A 16,889-nucleotide genomic window follows, 5' to 3' on the forward strand; every position below is an offset into this window, starting at 1 on the left:
CCGCTCCCACATGGTTTACCGCAGTCCAGCTTAAGGGCGTTTACGCTCTACGGGGCGCAGCAAGTGCGTCGGCGGCGTCTCGCAGCTGATCTTGCGGCCCAGCAGGGTTTCAATCGACGGCAATTGATACGAATCGTCTTCCCCGGCAAAGCTGATCGATACACCCGCAGCGCCCGCCCGGCCGGTACGGCCGATGCGGTGTACGTAGTCGTCCGGCACTTCCGGCAGGGTGAAGTTGATCACGTGGCTGATGCCATCGATATGAATCCCGCGGCCCGCCACATCAGTGGCCACCAGCACGCGGATCTTGCCCTCGCGAAAGCCTTCCAGGGTCTTGATGCGCTTGTGCTGCGGCACATCGCCCGACAACTGCGCGGCGTTGACGCCATCGCGTACCAGGCGTTCTTCGATGCGCCGGACTTCGTCCTTGCGGTTGGCAAACACCATGACCCGCTCCCAGCCGTTGTCGTTGACCAGGTTGTAGAGCAGCTTGTATTTGTCGGCACCGGCCACGGCATAGATATGCTGCTCGACGTTCTCGCTGGCAACGTTCAGTGCCTCGATCTCGACGATGGACGGGTCGGTGGTCCATTGCTTGGCAAGGTTCATCACGTCTTCGGTGAAGGTCGCGGAGAACAGCAGGGTCTGGCGCTCGTTTTTCGGTGGGGTCTGGCGAATGATCTGACGCACTTGTGGGATAAAACCCATGTCGAGCATCCGGTCGGCTTCGTCCAGCACCATCACTTCGACCATGTCCAGGTGCACGTCGCCGCGCTGGTTGAAGTCCAGCAAACGGCCCGGAGTGGCGACCAGGATGTCGCAGTGCCGCGCTTCCAGGTGCTTGAGCTGTTTGTCGAAGTCCATGCCACCGACGAACGTCATGACGTTGAGCCCGGTGTACTTGGTCAGGTCGGCGGCGTCCTTGGCGATCTGCACCACCAGTTCGCGGGTCGGGGCGATGATCAGCGCCCGTGGCTCACCCATGTAGCGCTCTTTGGGCGGTGGGGTCTGCAACAACTGGGTAATGATCGAGATCAGGAACGCAGCGGTCTTGCCGGTGCCGGTCTGGGCGCGGCCGATGGCGTCTTTGCCGGCCAGGGTAAAGCCCAGGACCTGGGCCTGGATCGGTGTGCAATACGGAAACCCCAGGTCCTGGATGGCGTGCATCAGTTCCGGAGCCAGCTTGAAGTCATGAAAGCGAGTCTTGCCCTCTTGGGGCTCGACCACGAAGTCTTCCAGCTTCCACGGCTTTACCACAGGTTTTGGCGCGCGTTCGCGGCGCGGTTTTTCTGCGCGCGGCGGTTCTTCTGCGGGCTGGGCGGCGACAGGGGCCGGGACAGCAGGCGTGGCGGGCGGCGGTTTTGGCGAGGCAACAGGCGCGGTTCGGCCAGGCTGTTTACCATCATTGCGGCTGCCGGACGTTTGGACAGGGGCGCTGGGAACAGGGGCGAGTGGTTCAGCCTCGCTTTTACCGAACATCTTCTTGAGTGCTTTGAGCACGGTCATCTCATCAATTGGTTAAGGAATGTACGCCGGCCAGTGTAATGCAAGAATCGGGCGCGGCGTAGTGCGTTGGTCATGCGGCTACATAATGGCGGGCTTTGAGCCCAGGCGGCCGGACAACCAGGTGCCGATGTCGCGGATTTCTTCGGGTAACACCTCGTGACCCATTGGGTATTCCTGCCATGTCACGGTGACACCACGCAGCTTTAAATGCTCGTAGGCGCTGCGGCCCATGGCGTTCTGCACCACTTCATCGTACTGGCCATGCAGGCACAGGGCTGGAATTCGCTGCTGGCTGGCGGACAGTTCCAGCTCATCGCTGAAAGTCGGCGCATAAGTGGAGAGGGCAAGCACGCCACCCAAGGCACCCTGCCATTTCACAAACGCGGCGTGCAGGACCACGGCGCCACCCTGGGAAAAGCCGGCAAGGAAAATTCGCGAGGCGTCTATCCCGCTGGCTTTTTGTTGTTCGATCAAATCGATGACCATGTCTGCCGACTCATCCAGCTGTTCGCGGCTGATGGCCCGTGCCGGACTCATGGCCAATATGTCGTACCAGCTTGGCATCTCGTAGCCACCATTGATGGTCACAGCACGGGTCGGCGCCTGGGGCAATACAAAGCGCGTGGACAGCAAGGTTTCCTGCAACGCTTCGGCCACTGGCAGGAAGTCGTAGCGATCGGCACCCAGGCCATGCAACCAGATTACGCAGGCGTCTGCGGGCTTGGCGGGCTGAAGAATCAAGGGTTCGGTCATGTTTGCTCCAAAAATGTGCGTGCGCGCCGATGGGGGGCGTCGGGGCGGTGCGTGGACGGTGGCTCAGTTAACAAGATGTCGCATGGTTGACTGTTTTGCGATGGATCCTGGGCTGAAACGGCTCAGCAGACACTCTGGTACGCCGCTTGCTATGTGTAGGTCGATGTCAGAACTATCTGAGGACGGTAACACTATCAGTGACTGCCGCCTCTGGGATAGCCGCTGCAATTACAGCGAAAGTCTCTGTCGCTTGACCCAAAAAAAAGCCAACACGGGTCGATATCGCCTCATAAGGGTGCGCAGAGGTTGGAGCTCCGACACAACAAGAGCAATTGGAGGTTTGAATGAAGGTATTGAAGTCTACCCTGGCCATCGTGACCGCGGCGACCGTCCTGGGCATCAGTGGCCTGGCCCAGGCCGGTGCCACCCTGGATGCGGTACAGAAGAAAGGTTTTGTGCAATGTGGCGTCAGTGATGGTTTACCGGGGTTCTCGGTGCCGGATGCCAGCGGCAAGATCCTCGGGATCGACGCTGACTACTGCCGCGCCGTGGCCGCTGCCGTGTTCGGTGACGCGACCAAGGTCAAGTTCAGCCAGTTGAATGCCAAGGAGCGTTTCACCGCGCTGCAGTCTGGCGAAGTCGACATCCTCTCGCGCAACACCACCATGACCAGCTCCCGTGATGCGGGCATGGGCCTGAAATTCCCAGGGTTCATCACCTACTACGACGGCATCGGCTTTTTGGTCAACAGCAAGCTGGGGGTAAAAAGTGCCAAGGAACTGGACGGTGCAACCATCTGCATCCAGGCCGGTACTACCACTGAGCTGAACGTTTCCGACTACTTCCGTGGCAATAACCTCAAGTACACCCCGATCACCTTCGATACCTCCGACGAAAGCGCCAAGTCCCTGGAGTCCGGGCGCTGCGACGTGCTGACCTCCGACAAGTCGCAACTGTTCGCCCAGCGCAGCAAGCTGGCCGCGCCGAAAGACTACGTGGTATTGCCGGAAACCATTTCCAAGGAGCCCCTGGGCCCGGTCGTGCGCAACGGCGACGACGAGTGGCTGGCCATCGTGCGTTGGGTAGGCTACGCCATGCTCAATGCTGAAGAAGCCGGCGTCACCTCGAAAAACGTCGAGGACCAAGCCAAGTCCACCAAGAACCCGGACGTTGCGCGTCTGCTGGGGGCTGACGGCGAATACGGCAAAGACCTGAAAGTGAAGAAGGACTGGGTGGTACAGATCGTCAAGCAGGTCGGCAACTACGGCGAAGTGTTCGAGCGCAACCTGGGCAAGAGCACCCCACTGGAAATCGACCGTGGCCTGAACGCGCTGTGGAACAACGGTGGCATTCAATACGCACCACCAGTGCGCTGATAGCTGATGGTTCTATCACCCGGTGGGCCAACCGCCGGGTGATGTTCTGTTCCATTATTCCAGGGGCACTTAATGCAAACTCAAATCGGCGCACCAAAACAGAAGCTCAGCTTCAGTGATCCAAAAGTGCGTGGGTGGCTGTTCCAGATCATCACCATCGTGGCGGTGGTCTCGTTGGGCTGGTACCTGTTTAACAACACGCAAACCAATCTTCAGCACCGGGGCATTACCTCCGGTTTCGACTTCCTGGAGCGCAGTGCCGGGTTTGGCATCGCTCAGCATTTGATCGACTACACCGAATCGGACAGTTATGCCCGGGTCTTTGTGATCGGCCTGCTCAACACCTTGCTGGTGACCGTGATCGGTGTGGTCCTGGCGACGCTGCTCGGTTTCGTCATTGGGGTGGCGCGGCTGTCACCGAACTGGATGATCAACAAACTGGCGACCGTGTATGTGGAAGTGTTCCGCAACATTCCGCCGTTGTTGCAGATCCTGTTCTGGTATTTCGCGGTGTTCCTGACCATGCCGTTGCCGCGCAACAGCCATAACCTGGGCGACACCTTCTTTATGAGCGCCCGGGGCCTGAACATGCCGGCGGCGCTGGCGGCCGACGGTTTTTGGCCGTTTGTGGCCAGTGTGGTGGTGGCCATCGTGGCAATCGTGCTGATGGCGCGTTGGGCCAACAAGCGCTTTGAAGCCACCGGCGTACCGTTCCATAAGTTCTGGGCGGGCCTGGCGCTGTTCATCGTGATTCCGACGTTGTGCACCTTGATCTTCGGTGTGCCGCTGCACTGGGAAATACCCAGGCTTGCGGGTTTCAACTTTGTCGGCGGCTGGGTATTGATCCCCGAGCTGCTGGCGCTGACCTTGGCGCTGACCGTCTACACCGCCGCGTTTATCGCCGAAATCGTGCGCTCGGGCATTGAGTCGGTGAGCCACGGCCAGACCGAAGCTGCGCGCTCCCTGGGCCTGCGCCCGGGGCCTACGCTGCGCAAGGTCATTATCCCGCAAGCCCTGCGGGTGATCATTCCGCCTTTGACCAGCCAATACCTGAACCTGGCGAAAAACTCATCCCTGGCCGCCGGCATCGGCTACCCGGAGATGGTGTCGCTGTTTGCCGGCACGGTGCTCAACCAGACCGGCCAGGCCATCGAGGTCATTGCCATCACCATGAGCGTGTACCTGGCGATCAGCATCAGCATTTCCCTGCTGATGAACTGGTACAACAAGCGCATTGCGCTGATCGAGCGGTGAGGAAACCAGCATGACTTCCCATACTTTCAAACCTGACATGCCACCACCGAACAAAGTGTTCGGGCCGATGGCATGGATGCGCGCCAACCTGTTCTCCAGTGGGTTCAACACCCTGCTGACGTTGCTGGCGATCTACCTGGTCTACTTGGTGGTGCCGCCGATTGTGCAGTGGGCGATCCTCGACGCGAACTGGGTCGGCACTACCCAGGCCGATTGCACCAAGGAGGGCGCCTGCTGGGTGTTTGTCCAGCAGCGCTTCGGGCAATTCATGTACGGCTATTACCCCGGCGACCTGCGCTGGCGCGTGGACCTGACCGTGTGGTTGGCCATCGTCGGCGTGGCGCCGTTGTTCATCTCGCGTTTTAAACCCAAGGCGATCTACGGCCTGGGCTTTCTGGTGGTGTACCCGATCATCGCCTTCTACCTGCTGCACGGCGGAATCCTTGACCTGGCCAACGTCGCGACCAGCCAATGGGGCGGGCTGATGCTGACCCTGGTGATCGCCACCGTCGGTATCGCTGGCGCCTTGCCGCTGGGCATCGTGCTGGCGTTGGGGCGGCGCTCCAAGATGCCGGCGATTCGCGTGATCTGTGTGACCTTTATCGAGTTCTGGCGCGGCGTGCCGTTGATCACGGTGCTGTTCATGGCGTCTGTGATGCTGCCGCTGTTCCTGCCAGAAGGCATGAACTTCGACAAGCTGCTGCGGGCGTTGATCGGCGTAATCCTGTTCCAGTCGGCCTACGTGGCGGAAGTGGTGCGCGGTGGCCTACAGGCGATTCCCAAGGGGCAATACGAAGCCGCCGCCGCGATGGGCCTGGGCTACTGGCGCAGCATGGGCCTGGTGATCCTGCCGCAAGCGTTGAAGCTGGTGATCCCCGGCATCGTCAACACTTTTATCGCGCTGTTCAAGGACACGAGCCTGGTGATCATCATCGGTCTGTTCGACCTGCTCAACAGCGTCAAGCAAGCCGCCTCCGACCCGAAATGGCTGGGCATGGCCACTGAGGGCTATGTGTTCGCGGCCCTGGTGTTCTGGATTTTCTGTTTTGGTATGTCGCGCTATTCCATTCATTTGGAACACAAGCTCGACACTGGCCACAAGCGTTAGGAGTTCTTTTGATGAGCGAAGCAATCAAACAGCCTGTGAGCCCTGAAGGCATTATCCAGATGCAGGGCGTCAACAAGTGGTACGGCCAGTTCCATGTGTTGAAAGACATCAACCTCAACGTCAAGCAGGGCGAGCGTATCGTGCTGTGCGGCCCGTCGGGCTCGGGCAAATCCACCACCATCCGCTGCCTCAACCGCCTGGAAGAACACCAGCAGGGGCGCATCGTGGTCGATGGCGTGGAGCTGACCAACGACCTCAAGCAGATCGAAAGCGTGCGCCGCGAAGTGGGCATGGTGTTCCAGCACTTCAACCTGTTCCCGCACCTGACCATCCTGCAGAACTGCACGCTGGCGCCGATGTGGGTGCGCAAGATGCCCAAGCGCAAGGCTGAGGAAATTGCCATGCACTACCTGGAGCGCGTGCGCATCCCGGAGCAGGCCCACAAATTTCCGGGGCAATTGTCCGGCGGCCAGCAACAGCGCGTTGCCATTGCCCGTGCCTTGTGCATGAAGCCGAAAATCATGCTGTTCGACGAGCCAACCTCGGCCCTCGACCCGGAGATGGTCAAGGAGGTGCTGGACACCATGATCGGCTTGGCTGAGGACGGCATGACCATGTTGTGCGTAACCCACGAAATGGGCTTTGCGCGCACCGTGGCCAACCGCGTGATCTTTATGGACAAAGGCGAGATCGTGGAACAGGCGGCGCCCAATGACTTCTTCGACAACCCGCAGAATGAGCGGACCCAGTTGTTCTTGAGTCAGATTTTGCATTGATTGCGATGTGATGTTCAAAAGCAAACCCGGCCTGGCGCCGGGTTTGTTTTTGCGGGCTAGGAAGCTTTGAGTGTTTCTGCGTCGTTGTTTACGGCATACGTGAAGGCTGCGCGCAAATCAGCACCTTCGGCGAGGACTTTTGCCTCCGCCAGCAAGTGTGGGTGACGGTCCAACAACCGCATCAACAGCACCAAGGGTTTGGGCGCCATAAGCTCACCGCGCTCATACCGAGAGAACGCGTTGTGGCCGCCCCCGGACAACCATTGCACCGCTTCCTTTTGTGTAAGGTGAAGTTTTCGACGGATGCGTTTCATCTCGGTGCCGATCATTTTCCGAGCTGCCAGAACCAACTCGTCACCTGCTTCTCCATAGCGATCGGCACTATCGGTCTCGGGGTCCCAAAAGCCGTCGCCGCAGGCTTTGCATTCCCAGCCTGAAAGATTGTCGACCCGACGCTCCATGCCGTGGACACTGATGGTTTCGCTGCGGCCCTCGAAATAGCTCAAGGCATCAGGGGCGCCACAGATGTAGCACAGCTCGGTTTTTTTCATGGATTTTTCTCCTTGAAGGAGATTACCGGAGGCCTTCCGTCTGTGCGGTAAGTGACCTTGATGTAAATCTCCCGGTCTTTTGAGTGAGTGTGGTACACGTCCTGCCAGACTCGATGGTCTCCATAAGTGGTCATCGACTAGTACAACATCCAGTTTTCCAACGCATAGATCACTTCCTGCATTTCCTCGATGCTCAAGCGCAGGTTCCAGGCACATTGCTGTGCTGTCTTGGTAAATGCGTTCCTCCCAAGCCGCCTGACATCCGCCTTTATCACCGCCAAATCGTAATGAGGTGTGTACTTTTCCATAAGACACCTGCGTTCAATAATTACCCTCAGAGGGTAATTTTACTAATCGAAAATTCCGTTCTTTTGCCCGCCTGAAAACCCTAGTGCGTTGCTTCCGTAGGCAACTCCGAATAGGCTGTACGAAAATTCATCCTATGATTGGACGAAAGCACCAGGCCCATGCCAAACATCGCCCCGCTTATCAAACGCTCTCTGGTCGATCTGGCCCTCGATCAACTGCGCCAGCGCATCACCCAGGGCAAGTGGGCCATTGGTGAACGCCTGCCCACCGAGCCGGAGCTGTCTGCCGAGCTGGGCATCAGCCGCAACACCGTGCGCGAGGCGATGCGGGTGCTGGCGTTTTCCGGGTTGATCGAGATCCGCCAAGGGGACGGCAGCTACCTACGCTCGATGACCGACCCGCTGGGGGTGATGAATGCCATGTCCCATTGCACCCTGGTCCAGGCCCAGGAGACGCGGCAGATTCTCGAAGTCGAGGCCATTGGCCTGGCGGCCTTGCGCCGTACGCCGGAGGATTTGCTACAGCTGCGCCAGGCGCTGCAGGCCAGTGGCGAGCACTACCACGGTGACCTGGAGCACTACATCCAGTGCGACCTGGTGTTCCACAAGCGCCTGGTGGATGCGGCCCACAACCCGGCCCTGAGTGAGCTGTACCAGTACTTTTCGAGCATTGTCGGCGCCCAGTTGCGCCAAACCCTGAATATCAAGCCGCGCCGCCAGGCGGTATTCGACCTGCATGTCGAACTGATCGAGGCCGTGGAACAGCAGGACCCGGAGCGTGCCAAGGCGCTGTCCCGGCAGTTGATCAATGAACCTTGAACCCGAGAACGCCATGCCCCGTGCAGATAACGCCCTTGAAGAATTGCTGATCGACGCCGAAGCCGATGATGCGGTGGTCCAGCACAGCCCGGTGCAGGTGCATCGCCCGTGGCTGTTGTTGCTGGGCCTGATCCTGGTGGCGTTGAACCTGCGTCCGGCGCTGTCGAGCATGGCGCCGTTGCTCAGCGAAGTGTCCAGCAGCCTGGGGCTGTCGGCGGCCCAGGCAGGGCTACTGACTACCTTGCCGGTGCTGTGCCTGGGCCTGTTTGCGCCCATGGCGCCGATCCTGGCCCGCCGTTTTGGCGCCGAGCGGGTGGTGCTGGGGATTTTATTGACCCTGGCCGCCGGGATCATTCTGCGCAGCTCGTTCGGTGAGGTCGGGCTGTTCGCCGGCAGCCTGCTGGCCGGGGCCAGTATCGGCATCATCGGGGTGTTGTTGCCGGGTATCGTCAAGCGTGACTTTGCCAGGCAGGCCGGGGCCATGACCGGTGTCTACACCATGGCCCTGTGCCTGGGCGCGGCGTTGGCGGCCGGTGCCAGCGTGCCGTTGAGCCACTATTTCGCCGACAGCTGGAACATCGGCCTGGGCTTCTGGATGCTGCCGGCACTGGTGGCGGCGCTGTTCTGGTTGCCGCAAGTGGGGCACAAACACGGTGCGCACCAGGTGGCTTATCGGGTCAAGGGGCTGTTGCGTGATCCGCTGGCCTGGCAGGTGACCTTGTATATGGGCCTGCAATCCTCCCTGGCCTACATCGTGTTCGGCTGGTTGCCGTCGATCCTCATCGGCCGTGGCCTGAGTGCCACCGAAGCCGGGTTGGCCCTGTCCGGCTCGATCATCGTGCAGTTGGCCAGTTCCCTGGCGGCACCCTGGCTGGCCACCCGTGGCAAGGACCAGCGCCTGGCGATTGTGGTGGTCATGCTGCTGACCCTCGGCGGTTTGTTCGGGTGCCTGTACGCACCGCTGGACGGTTTGTGGGGCTGGGCGATCCTGCTGGGCCTGGGCCAGGGTGGCACGTTCAGCCTGGCGCTGACCCTGATCGTGCTGCGCTCGCGCGACTCCCACGTGGCCGCCAACCTGTCGAGCATGGCCCAGGGCATCGGCTACACCCTGGCTTCCCTCGGCCCGTTCGCGGTCGGCCTGGTCCACGACTGGACCGGCGGCTGGACTGCCATCGGCTGGATTTTCGCGCTGATCGGCCTTGGCGCAATCGCCGCCGGACTCGGCGCCGGGCGTGCGCTGTATGTGCAGGTCAGCAGCGAAAAACTCTAGAGGTACAGCACTTCCAGGGTCGCCGAGCCGTCGAGCGGGGTGTCGCGGCTCAGGTCCAGGTTCTGCCGGGCATTGATCACCGCTTCGACCTTGACCGTGCTGACCAGCTCCTGGATCGCCGACGGCCCCGCGGTGCTGCCCTGAATGTCGGTGAACCCCAAGTAGCTGTTGGCGCCGATATCGATGGGGTTGAGGTTGGCCGTGCGCCAGGCCAGGCCGCCTGTGGTGGACTCCGTGCCAAAGACCGTTGCGGTGCTGTCCACCAGGGTGTGGCGCGGGTCGAAACTCATGGAGTAGAGGCCGATGCGATTGCCGCTGTGGTCCAGCCCCAGCCCGTAGTAAATCTCGCTATTGACCGTGGCTGTGCCATCGCGATTGTCGCGCATGCGCAAGGCAAAGCGACTCGGGGCGTTGCAGCCGATACTGACTTGCAGTTGCTTGATTGGCAGGCGCGTGCCGCGTTCGAGGTTCAGGTCCTGCTGGGAAATCTTGCCGTAGTCGATCAGCCCGCCACTGGACAGCAGTGGGGTGCAGGCGGTGGGCGTGATCCGGCCCGTGACGCTCAGGTCGACGGTCGATGCTGCTGTCGCAGGGAGGGCGGCCCACAGCAGCAGGGAAGAAACAGCCAGGCTCAAGTTGTTCATAAGACAGGTTCCAGAGGTCAGAGGTAGATGATTTCGAGGGTGCCGGAGCCGTTGATATGCACCACGTTGCGCAGGTCCAGGGACTGGATCGGAGCCAGGTAGGCCTTGACGCGTACCGTGCCGGCCAGGTGCTGGATGGCAATCGGGCCCTGGGTGTTGCCGACGCTGTTGGTGAAGCCCATCAGGCTGTTGGCGGCGATTGGGATTTGCCGGGCACTGGAGCTGCTCCACGCCCGGCCATTGCTGGTGGAGTCGGTGCGATACAGCGTGCCGAAACTATCGGCGCTGAAGTCTGCGGGGTCGATGTTCAGGTAGTAGCGTCCGATCTTGTTCCGGCTGGCGTCCAGGTCCAGGCCGTAGGCGGTTTCATCGGTGCCGCCGGTAGCCGAGCCGAAGCGGTTGTCATGCATCAGCAAGGCAAAGCGTGCGGGCGCATCGCAGCTCACGGAAAACTGCAAGGTGCGGGTGGGCAGTGGGTTTTCTTGGGTGGCGCTCAGGTCCTTGGCCAGCAACGTGCCGTAGTCCACCAGGCCGCCATTGGACAGCAATGGGGTGCAGGCGGCAGGGGCGAAGTGGGCGTGCAGGGTCAGTTCCCGGTAGCGCCCACTCTGGCGTGCGTCGAATGTCCCGGACACTTCCCAGGTGGTTGCCTCACGCACGTGGGTGGCGGCCACATCGGCCCAGGCGCTGAGGCTCAGTTGCAGGGAAAACTGCCGGCCCTGGACCACGCTGGCACCTTGTACCGGTGCGACGCCATGGCCTGGCCGCCAGCTCAATGCGCTAGCGACGCTGGCCGGTGGCTGGCCGGCGCCAGGCAACAACCCCAGCTCCACGGCCTGGCCATCCAGCACGCCATCGCTGACATGCAGGGCATAGGTGCCGTGCTCGGTAAATTGCAGGCGGTGCGCATTTGCAGCCAGGGCGCTATAGAACACGCTCATGTCCGACGGTTGCGGGCAATTGAGGTTCAGGCTCAAGCGGCGTTCGCCGAGCAGACGCTGGGGGGCACTGTCGTTTTGTGCAAGACGGCTCATCTGGCCGAAGTCCAGCAGCGACTCGCTGATATTCAACTGGCACTCGTCATTGGCCAGGGCGTTGCCGGCGAGGCCGACGCTCAGCACTGCAGCGGTCAGTCGCCGCAGGGCGCGCAGAAGGGGCATGGTGATCTTCCTCATAAGGGGTTGCATCGCGCGGGCGCGGTTTCGAAATACACCTGGGGATCGCCCTTGGCCGGCAGTTCGAACTGCAGCCGGCAACGCGCCAGACCTGGCGCGCTGACCCACAATCCCGATGGCTCCAGCACGTTGGGCAGAAACACCTGGCCGCTGTCCTGGACCAGGGTCACGAACTCGCCGCTGGCGGTACTGACCGAGGCCCCGCGGGGCAACAGCACGCCCTGTTCGGTGCGTGCGGTGAGCAACACCCGGCGGGTCAACGTCACTGCGAAGTCCACCCGATCCACCGCCCCGCGCCCGGCCGAGATCATCGTCAGGCCATTGTTGATATCGGCATTGCGCGGCAGCGAGCGGGTCTGCACTTCCACCGGGCTGCGGCCATAGGCGCTCACCTGGGGGACGACGGCCTGGCCTTGCCAGTCGGTCCATACCGGGCCGCTGGGGGTGCTCAGCTTGATCCCGCCCATGTCGCCCACCGCGACCACGGCAAAGGTGTCGCGCACCGGATAAGGGGAAAACGTCACGCCGCCGCCGTGCACCACCACGCCGCCGCGGGCGCTGCCCTGGTAGCTTGAACGCTCGGCGTCGGAGCGGCTGTAACTGAAGTCCAGCTGGCTGTAGCGGGGCAGGGCGGAGACGCCGAGGGTGGTTTCCACTTGTTGGTCACGGGTGTCGTGTTCGGCGCTGACGCGATAACTCAGTTGATCGTCGATCTGTTCGTTCAGTCCCAGCCCCGTGCGATGTTCGCCGCCCGAATTGCGGACCCAGCCCCGCACCCGACGGTTCTCACCCAACGGCAGGCTGACATTCAGGTACACCGCGTTGTCCTGCTGCTGGTGCCCGCCCATCTGCCACTCGGCACTGGCCGACAACGACACGCTACCGACGCTGGTGCCCCAGGACGCCAGGCCGCGGCTGCTGCTGTCGCCATCAAAGCTGCTGGAGCGCGACACCCCGGCACTGAACGCCCCCAGCCATGGGTGGGACCAGCCCACCGTGGCGCTCTGTTGATCGCGATAACGGGAGCGGCGCTGCTGGGTGGATTGCGGTTCATAGGTGGCTTCTTCCAGTTCCCGGTAGCCCGGTGTGCGCCAGGAGTTGGCCACGCTGAACGCCCATTGTTCATTCAGGCGCTGGGACCATGACAGGTCGGTCTGCACCCCCCGGACTTTGTCCGGGGCCTGGGTGTCGGCCACTTGGGTGGCCAATTGCACCTGGCTGTCGAGCCACGGCAGCCACCCCAGGCTCAGCCCCGCCGCCCGGTATTCGCTGGACGCCAGCACGCCACTGCCCAGGGACAGCTGCGGATGTACAGCGCCGGTCCAGCCCGCGCTGACCACCCACGGATCGTCGCCCTGGGCATCGCCGATATTGCGCACGCGGCCTGCCGCCACCGAGTACCCCGGCGCGGGCAACCCAAGGCCGAGCATGGCGGCGGGGACCGTAAAGCGGCGTTCGCCACCGCTGCTTTCCTTGACCGTGACTTCGACGTCCGAGCGTGAGTTCAGACGGCGCACATCGGTCAGGGAAAACGGCCCGGCTGGCACCACTGTGGAGTGAATCAACGCGCCGTTCTGCCGCACCTCGACCTGGGCCGGACTGTTGGCGATGCCTTCGATGGTTGCGCCCTGGCCTTGCTCCTGCAGGGCCTGTTCGGTGAGCACTTGCACCCCGGTGATCTGCGCGCCGGCCAGTACCGGGTTGTAGAGGTTGATCTGCCCCGTCTGCAGCACTGCCTGATGGTTGGCAAAGGTGCGTTGGGCGTAGGCTTCCAGGTGGGTGCTGCGCGACAGGCCATCCTGCCAGGTCTGTACCTGGCGGCTGCGCACGATCCAGTCACCGGCGTTGAAACCCACTTCGGTGTTGGCCGAGCCGAACCGGCTGTCGTCGTCACCGAAGCGGTTGTAGAACCCGGTGAGATCGTAATTGAGCAGGCCGGCAAACCCCCCGGTCCGATAGCCCGAGACGTCCTGTTGCAACGGCCGCAGCGCCTCGGTCGGCACCACCAGCGATACGCTGAGGTTGGCCGGATCGGGTTCTACCAGGCTTTGCGGATACTGCGCGAGCACATCGTGACAGGGGCCGCTGTCATCGGGCACCACCAGGTTGGCGGCGTCCAGCAAGGCCTGGTCAAAGCACAGGCGGCCCTGTGCATCGAAGCGCACTTCCAGGCGCCCGCGGTGCTGGCCATTGACCCGCAAGGTCACGGCGTGCTGGCCTGCGGTAAAACGCGGGGCGTCCAGTAGCAGGCTGGCCAACTGCGGGTCGATACCGCGCTGGTGCAGGGTGGTGGCGTCGAAGCCCGGCTGCTCCTGGGCCCAGCCCGTGGCGGGCAATAGGACTCCCGCCAGCAGCAGGGTGGAGAAGGTGAACCGGGTGGGCACGGCGTTGCCGGCACGGCAGCTCAATACTGTTTTCACGAAAGGCACTCGAGTGATGGGCGTCTGTGCGCCCTGGCGACGGTCTTCGAGCAGGCCCACTGTGGGCGCCGGCTGACCAGCGAAAGCCGTCGACGATTGCGCGGCGGGCCTGGTGCCTCGCGTTGCTCTCGGTTTTTTCGCCGGCAAGCCGGCGCCTACAGGGGGGCAGGACGCCTGGCTCTTGGTTTTTTCGTCAGGTGATAGGGGCTTCGTAGGCGGCCACGGCAAAGCCATAGACGGTGGCCGGTTGCAGCCGCACTTTGCTGGCAGGGCCGCCGGTGGCCGGCACACTCAGGGTTTCCCCCGGCAACACGTAGGTGCGTGGCAGCATGGCCTTGCCATCGCCGGGCAGCAGGCGCAGTTCCTGGGCCAGGCGCACTACATACGGGCTGTCGTTGCGCACCTGCAGGGTGTTGCCGTGCTGCGACCAGGTGAGGCCGGTCCAGGGCGTGCGATTGGGCGCCAGGCCTTTTGGATGAATGATCACCGGCAGGTTCTGGCGGACCGTCACCCCCACACGGGCATGCCCCGCTTCGGTGGCCGGGCGGCCCTGGGGCATACCTTCGAAGATCGCCCGCTTCAGCCGCTGGGTCAGCAGCGGTTGCGGGCTTTGCAGGATAAACCGCACCAGCTGCGATTTGCCCGCCTCCACCCGCGACAGCGGCGGCGTGACCACCAGCAACGGTTCGCTGTCTTCGGGAATGTCTTGCAAGGTAACGTGCAGCAGGGCCAGTTGGCTGTCGGTGTTGGTGACCGAAACAGCGGCCTCACCTTCGGCTTCGTAGACGATGACCACGGAGGTATCCGGGACCATGCCGTCGGCCTGTGCAGGGGCGCCAAACAGCAGTGTCAGGGCCACGATGCAGGCCCTGGTGTTGAACAATGTCGTCGTCATGACGGGGTTTTCCATGGGGGCTGCGTGAAGAGGTCAGAGGTAGCGCAAGTCCAGCACGATGGAGCCATCGAGCGGCACTTCCTGATTGAGGGTCAGGTACTGGGCGAAGTTGATGGACGTGTCGATGCGCAACTGGGCGCTCAACTGGCCGATAAAGTCGGGTTGGCGGTCACCGGGCGGGGCAAAGCCGACATAGGATTTGGGGTAGGCATTGGGTTCCGGCGACCAGGTTTCACCGTTGTCGCTGGAGGCCAGGGTTTGCATGGGTTGCGCGTCACCCACCGGGTTGCGGTAAGACAGCGCCACCGATCCCAGGCGCTCGGCCGGGACGTGAATGTTGCGGCCCAGGCCGTAGAAAAAACCGGGCGCCAGTGAGGACTCGGCGCGGTTGTCCAGCCCCACCAGGGCAAACAGCATCGGCCTGTTGCACTGCACGTTGAGCTCCAGCAATTGGCTGGGCAGCACGGTGAACTCGTTGGAGATCAATGTATGGGCAGGAATCTTCCCGTGATCGACCGTGCCGTCGTCAGACAGCGTGACGTGGCAGGCATCCGGTGTCAGGCGGCCGGTCACTACAAGGTCGACAAAGGAAGCGGCTAAGGTCGCCGCAGTGGTCGTCAACAAAAGCAATACTGTCAGGAGGCGAGGGAGCGTGTTCATCAGTGGGCGCCACGGGTCGGGGTGAATGCGGGCGATACAAAAACAACGCCCATGCCGCAGAGGGGTTGCCAGGCATGGGCGCCCATGGCGTTACAGGTATTTCACTTCAAGGGTTGCCGAGCCGTCGAGGGTGACCTCGTTGCTCAGGTCCAGGCTGTCGGTACGGGCGATGCTGGTGACGACCAGCAGCTCGGTGACCATTTCCTTGACGGAGGCGGGCTGGGTGGCGTCGTCCAGGGCGGCGACTGCCATGTACAAGCCCGCGTCCCAGAACTTCTCGCTGTACCAGGTGTTGCCGCCGTCCCCGGAAGCAATCGGTTGCATCGCCACGCCATCGGCCACGGGATTGCGCAAGGTCAGTTGATACCAGCCCAGCTTCTGGGTGCCGTTGATCAGGCCCAGGCCGTAGTCGGAGGCCACGGTGGAGGATCCGGCACGGTTATCGATGGAGTGCAGGGCAAACTGAATCGGCGCATCGCACAGCACAGCCAGGGTGATGACGTGGCTGCCGATATGCGTCGGGTTGTCGGGGCGCAAGTCCTTGGCGGAAATCTTGCCGTGGTCGATCACCCCGCCGCCGGACAGGTTGGGGGTGCAGGCGCTAGGCACAATCAAGCCCTTGACGGTGAGGTCGACGGTCGATGCGGCGTAGGTGGTGGCGCAACCGAGCAGCATCAGGCTGGTGGCGAGGGCGGTAAACAGGGGCTTCATGGGGACGAATTCCTTTCGATTAGGTTTATAGATAGGTGACTTGGACCGTGGCGTGCCCATCGACGGGGACTTCGTCGGTCAGGGTCAGGCCATCGGCGGGGGCGATGTGGGTGTACAGGCGGATCTGTGCGTCGAAGTCCCGTACCGCAATCGGCACCAGTTGGTTGCCCAGGGCGACGGCCGTCAGCATGTTGTGGGTGAGCAGGCTGGTGGGTAGCCAGGTCACGCCGCCGTCCACGGAAGTGATGGTGCGCACCGCCACACCATCGGCCACGGGGGCATACAGATGGAACGCGGCACCGCCGAGTTTTTCCCCTTCTGCCGTCATGCCCAGGCCATGCCAGCTGGCGTGGTTGGCCGAGGAACCGGCGCGGTTGTCGACCGTGGTCAGGGTGAAGAACGTCGGCGCCTCGCAGCGCACGCTCAACTGCATGGATTGGCTGGGCAGTGCGGTGTACTGCTCGGCCTGGAGATCCCTGGCGGCCATTTTTCCGTAGTCGACCATGCCACCGCCGGAGATCAGCGGCGCACAGGCGCTGGGGGTAATGGTGCCTTTGACGGCGAGGTCGGTGCTGCTGGCGGCCAGGGCCAGTGGCGAGGCGGCAAGCCACAACACGGCCAATGGAATAGCGGTGGAAAAATGCATGATTGGAACCTTCCGTG

At 62.4% G+C, this 16,889-nt stretch carries 16 protein-coding genes and 1 pseudogene; 6 read left to right on the forward strand and 11 right to left on the reverse strand.

The window, feature by feature from the left end; genetic code table 11:
• Positions 1–30: 30 nt before the first annotated feature.
• Together rhlB and HBO19_RS01515 are read right to left on the reverse strand one after the other, a co-directional pair.
• A complete protein-coding gene (gene rhlB / locus HBO19_RS01510) occupies positions 31–1,506 on the reverse strand; it encodes an ATP-dependent RNA helicase RhlB (RefSeq protein WP_169954535.1) in 1,476 nt (491 codons plus the stop codon).
• Between the two features lie 78 nt (positions 1,507–1,584).
• A complete protein-coding gene (locus HBO19_RS01515) occupies positions 1,585–2,259 on the reverse strand; it encodes an alpha/beta fold hydrolase (protein WP_169954534.1) in 675 nt (224 codons plus the stop codon).
• A gap of 344 nt (positions 2,260–2,603) precedes the next feature.
• On the opposite strand from HBO19_RS01515, the gene HBO19_RS01520 reads away from it, so the two are divergent.
• From HBO19_RS01520 to HBO19_RS01535, 4 genes are all read left to right on the forward strand, one after another.
• Positions 2,604–3,635 (forward strand): amino acid ABC transporter substrate-binding protein, encoded by a 1,032-nt coding sequence (locus HBO19_RS01520; RefSeq protein ID WP_169954533.1) that lies wholly within the window; start codon positions 2,604–2,606, stop codon positions 3,633–3,635.
• A gap of 72 nt (positions 3,636–3,707) precedes the next feature.
• Positions 3,708–4,889, forward strand: coding sequence for an amino acid ABC transporter permease (locus HBO19_RS01525; protein WP_170041785.1), 1,182 nt, complete (start codon positions 3,708–3,710; stop codon positions 4,887–4,889).
• 10 nt (positions 4,890–4,899) lie between these two features.
• Positions 4,900–5,997, forward strand: coding sequence for an amino acid ABC transporter permease (locus tag HBO19_RS01530; protein ID WP_170056774.1), 1,098 nt, complete (start codon positions 4,900–4,902; stop codon positions 5,995–5,997).
• An 11-nt stretch (positions 5,998–6,008) separates the two neighbouring features.
• Positions 6,009–6,773, forward strand: coding sequence for an amino acid ABC transporter ATP-binding protein (locus tag HBO19_RS01535; RefSeq protein ID WP_169954530.1), 765 nt, complete (start codon positions 6,009–6,011; stop codon positions 6,771–6,773).
• Positions 6,774–6,829: 56 nt separating this feature from the next.
• Here the strand turns inward: HBO19_RS01535 and HBO19_RS01540 are convergent, their stop codons facing one another.
• Both HBO19_RS01540 and HBO19_RS01545 read right to left on the reverse strand, forming a co-directional pair.
• The gene (locus HBO19_RS01540) at positions 6,830–7,324 is read right to left on the reverse strand and encodes a type II toxin-antitoxin system MqsA family antitoxin (RefSeq protein WP_170056775.1); all 495 of its coding nucleotides are present in this window, start codon (positions 7,322–7,324) and stop codon (positions 6,830–6,832) included.
• Positions 7,321–7,632, reverse strand: a pseudogene (locus HBO19_RS01545) (type II toxin-antitoxin system MqsR family toxin). The gene HBO19_RS01540 and the pseudogene HBO19_RS01545 overlap by 4 nt, the downstream one beginning before the upstream one ends.
• A 159-nt stretch (positions 7,633–7,791) precedes the next feature.
• On the opposite strand from HBO19_RS01545, the gene HBO19_RS01550 reads away from it, so the two are divergent.
• Together HBO19_RS01550 and HBO19_RS01555 are read left to right on the forward strand one after the other, a co-directional pair.
• Positions 7,792–8,451 carry a FadR/GntR family transcriptional regulator gene (locus HBO19_RS01550; protein ID WP_170056776.1) on the forward strand — a complete coding sequence of 220 codons (660 nt, stop codon included), beginning with the start codon at positions 7,792–7,794 and terminating at the stop codon, positions 8,449–8,451.
• Complete coding sequence (locus tag HBO19_RS01555) at positions 8,441–9,721, forward strand: CynX/NimT family MFS transporter (protein WP_169954526.1); 1,281 nt, start codon at positions 8,441–8,443, stop codon at positions 9,719–9,721. The genes HBO19_RS01550 and HBO19_RS01555 overlap by 11 nt, the downstream gene beginning before the upstream one ends.
• Here the strand turns inward: HBO19_RS01555 and HBO19_RS01560 are convergent.
• The 7 genes from HBO19_RS01560 to HBO19_RS01590 all read right to left on the reverse strand — a co-directional run bounded on the left by HBO19_RS01560 (position 9,718) and on the right by HBO19_RS01590 (position 16,872).
• Positions 9,718–10,365, reverse strand: a complete 648-nt coding sequence (locus HBO19_RS01560) for a DUF1120 domain-containing protein (protein ID WP_170056777.1) — start codon at positions 10,363–10,365, stop codon at positions 9,718–9,720. The two genes, HBO19_RS01555 and HBO19_RS01560, sit on opposite strands and share 4 nt — an antisense overlap.
• A gap of 17 nt (positions 10,366–10,382) precedes the next feature.
• Positions 10,383–11,525, reverse strand: a complete 1,143-nt coding sequence (locus HBO19_RS01565) for a DUF1120 domain-containing protein (protein WP_170041791.1) — start codon at positions 11,523–11,525, stop codon at positions 10,383–10,385.
• An 11-nt stretch (positions 11,526–11,536) separates the two neighbouring features.
• Positions 11,537–13,960 carry a fimbria/pilus outer membrane usher protein gene (locus tag HBO19_RS01570; protein WP_170056778.1) on the reverse strand — a complete coding sequence of 808 codons (2,424 nt, stop codon included), beginning with the start codon at positions 13,958–13,960 and terminating at the stop codon, positions 11,537–11,539.
• Positions 13,961–14,153: 193 nt separating this feature from the next.
• Entirely contained in the window at positions 14,154–14,855 is a 702-nt protein-coding gene (locus HBO19_RS01575; protein WP_169954522.1) for a fimbria/pilus chaperone family protein, read from the reverse strand.
• A 33-nt stretch (positions 14,856–14,888) separates the two neighbouring features.
• Positions 14,889–15,515, reverse strand: a complete 627-nt coding sequence (locus tag HBO19_RS01580; protein ID WP_170041794.1) for a DUF1120 domain-containing protein — start codon at positions 15,513–15,515, stop codon at positions 14,889–14,891.
• A 90-nt stretch (positions 15,516–15,605) separates the two neighbouring features.
• Positions 15,606–16,226 (reverse strand): DUF1120 domain-containing protein, encoded by a 621-nt coding sequence (locus HBO19_RS01585; protein WP_169954520.1) that lies wholly within the window; start codon positions 16,224–16,226, stop codon positions 15,606–15,608.
• A 25-nt stretch (positions 16,227–16,251) separates the two neighbouring features.
• Positions 16,252–16,872 carry a DUF1120 domain-containing protein gene (locus tag HBO19_RS01590; RefSeq protein WP_169954519.1) on the reverse strand — a complete coding sequence of 207 codons (621 nt, stop codon included), beginning with the start codon at positions 16,870–16,872 and terminating at the stop codon, positions 16,252–16,254.
• Between the last annotated feature and the right edge of the window lie 17 nt (positions 16,873–16,889).

This window comes from Pseudomonas sp. WS 5021 (assembly GCF_012985535.1).
GTDB lineage: Bacteria > Pseudomonadota > Gammaproteobacteria > Pseudomonadales > Pseudomonadaceae > Aquipseudomonas.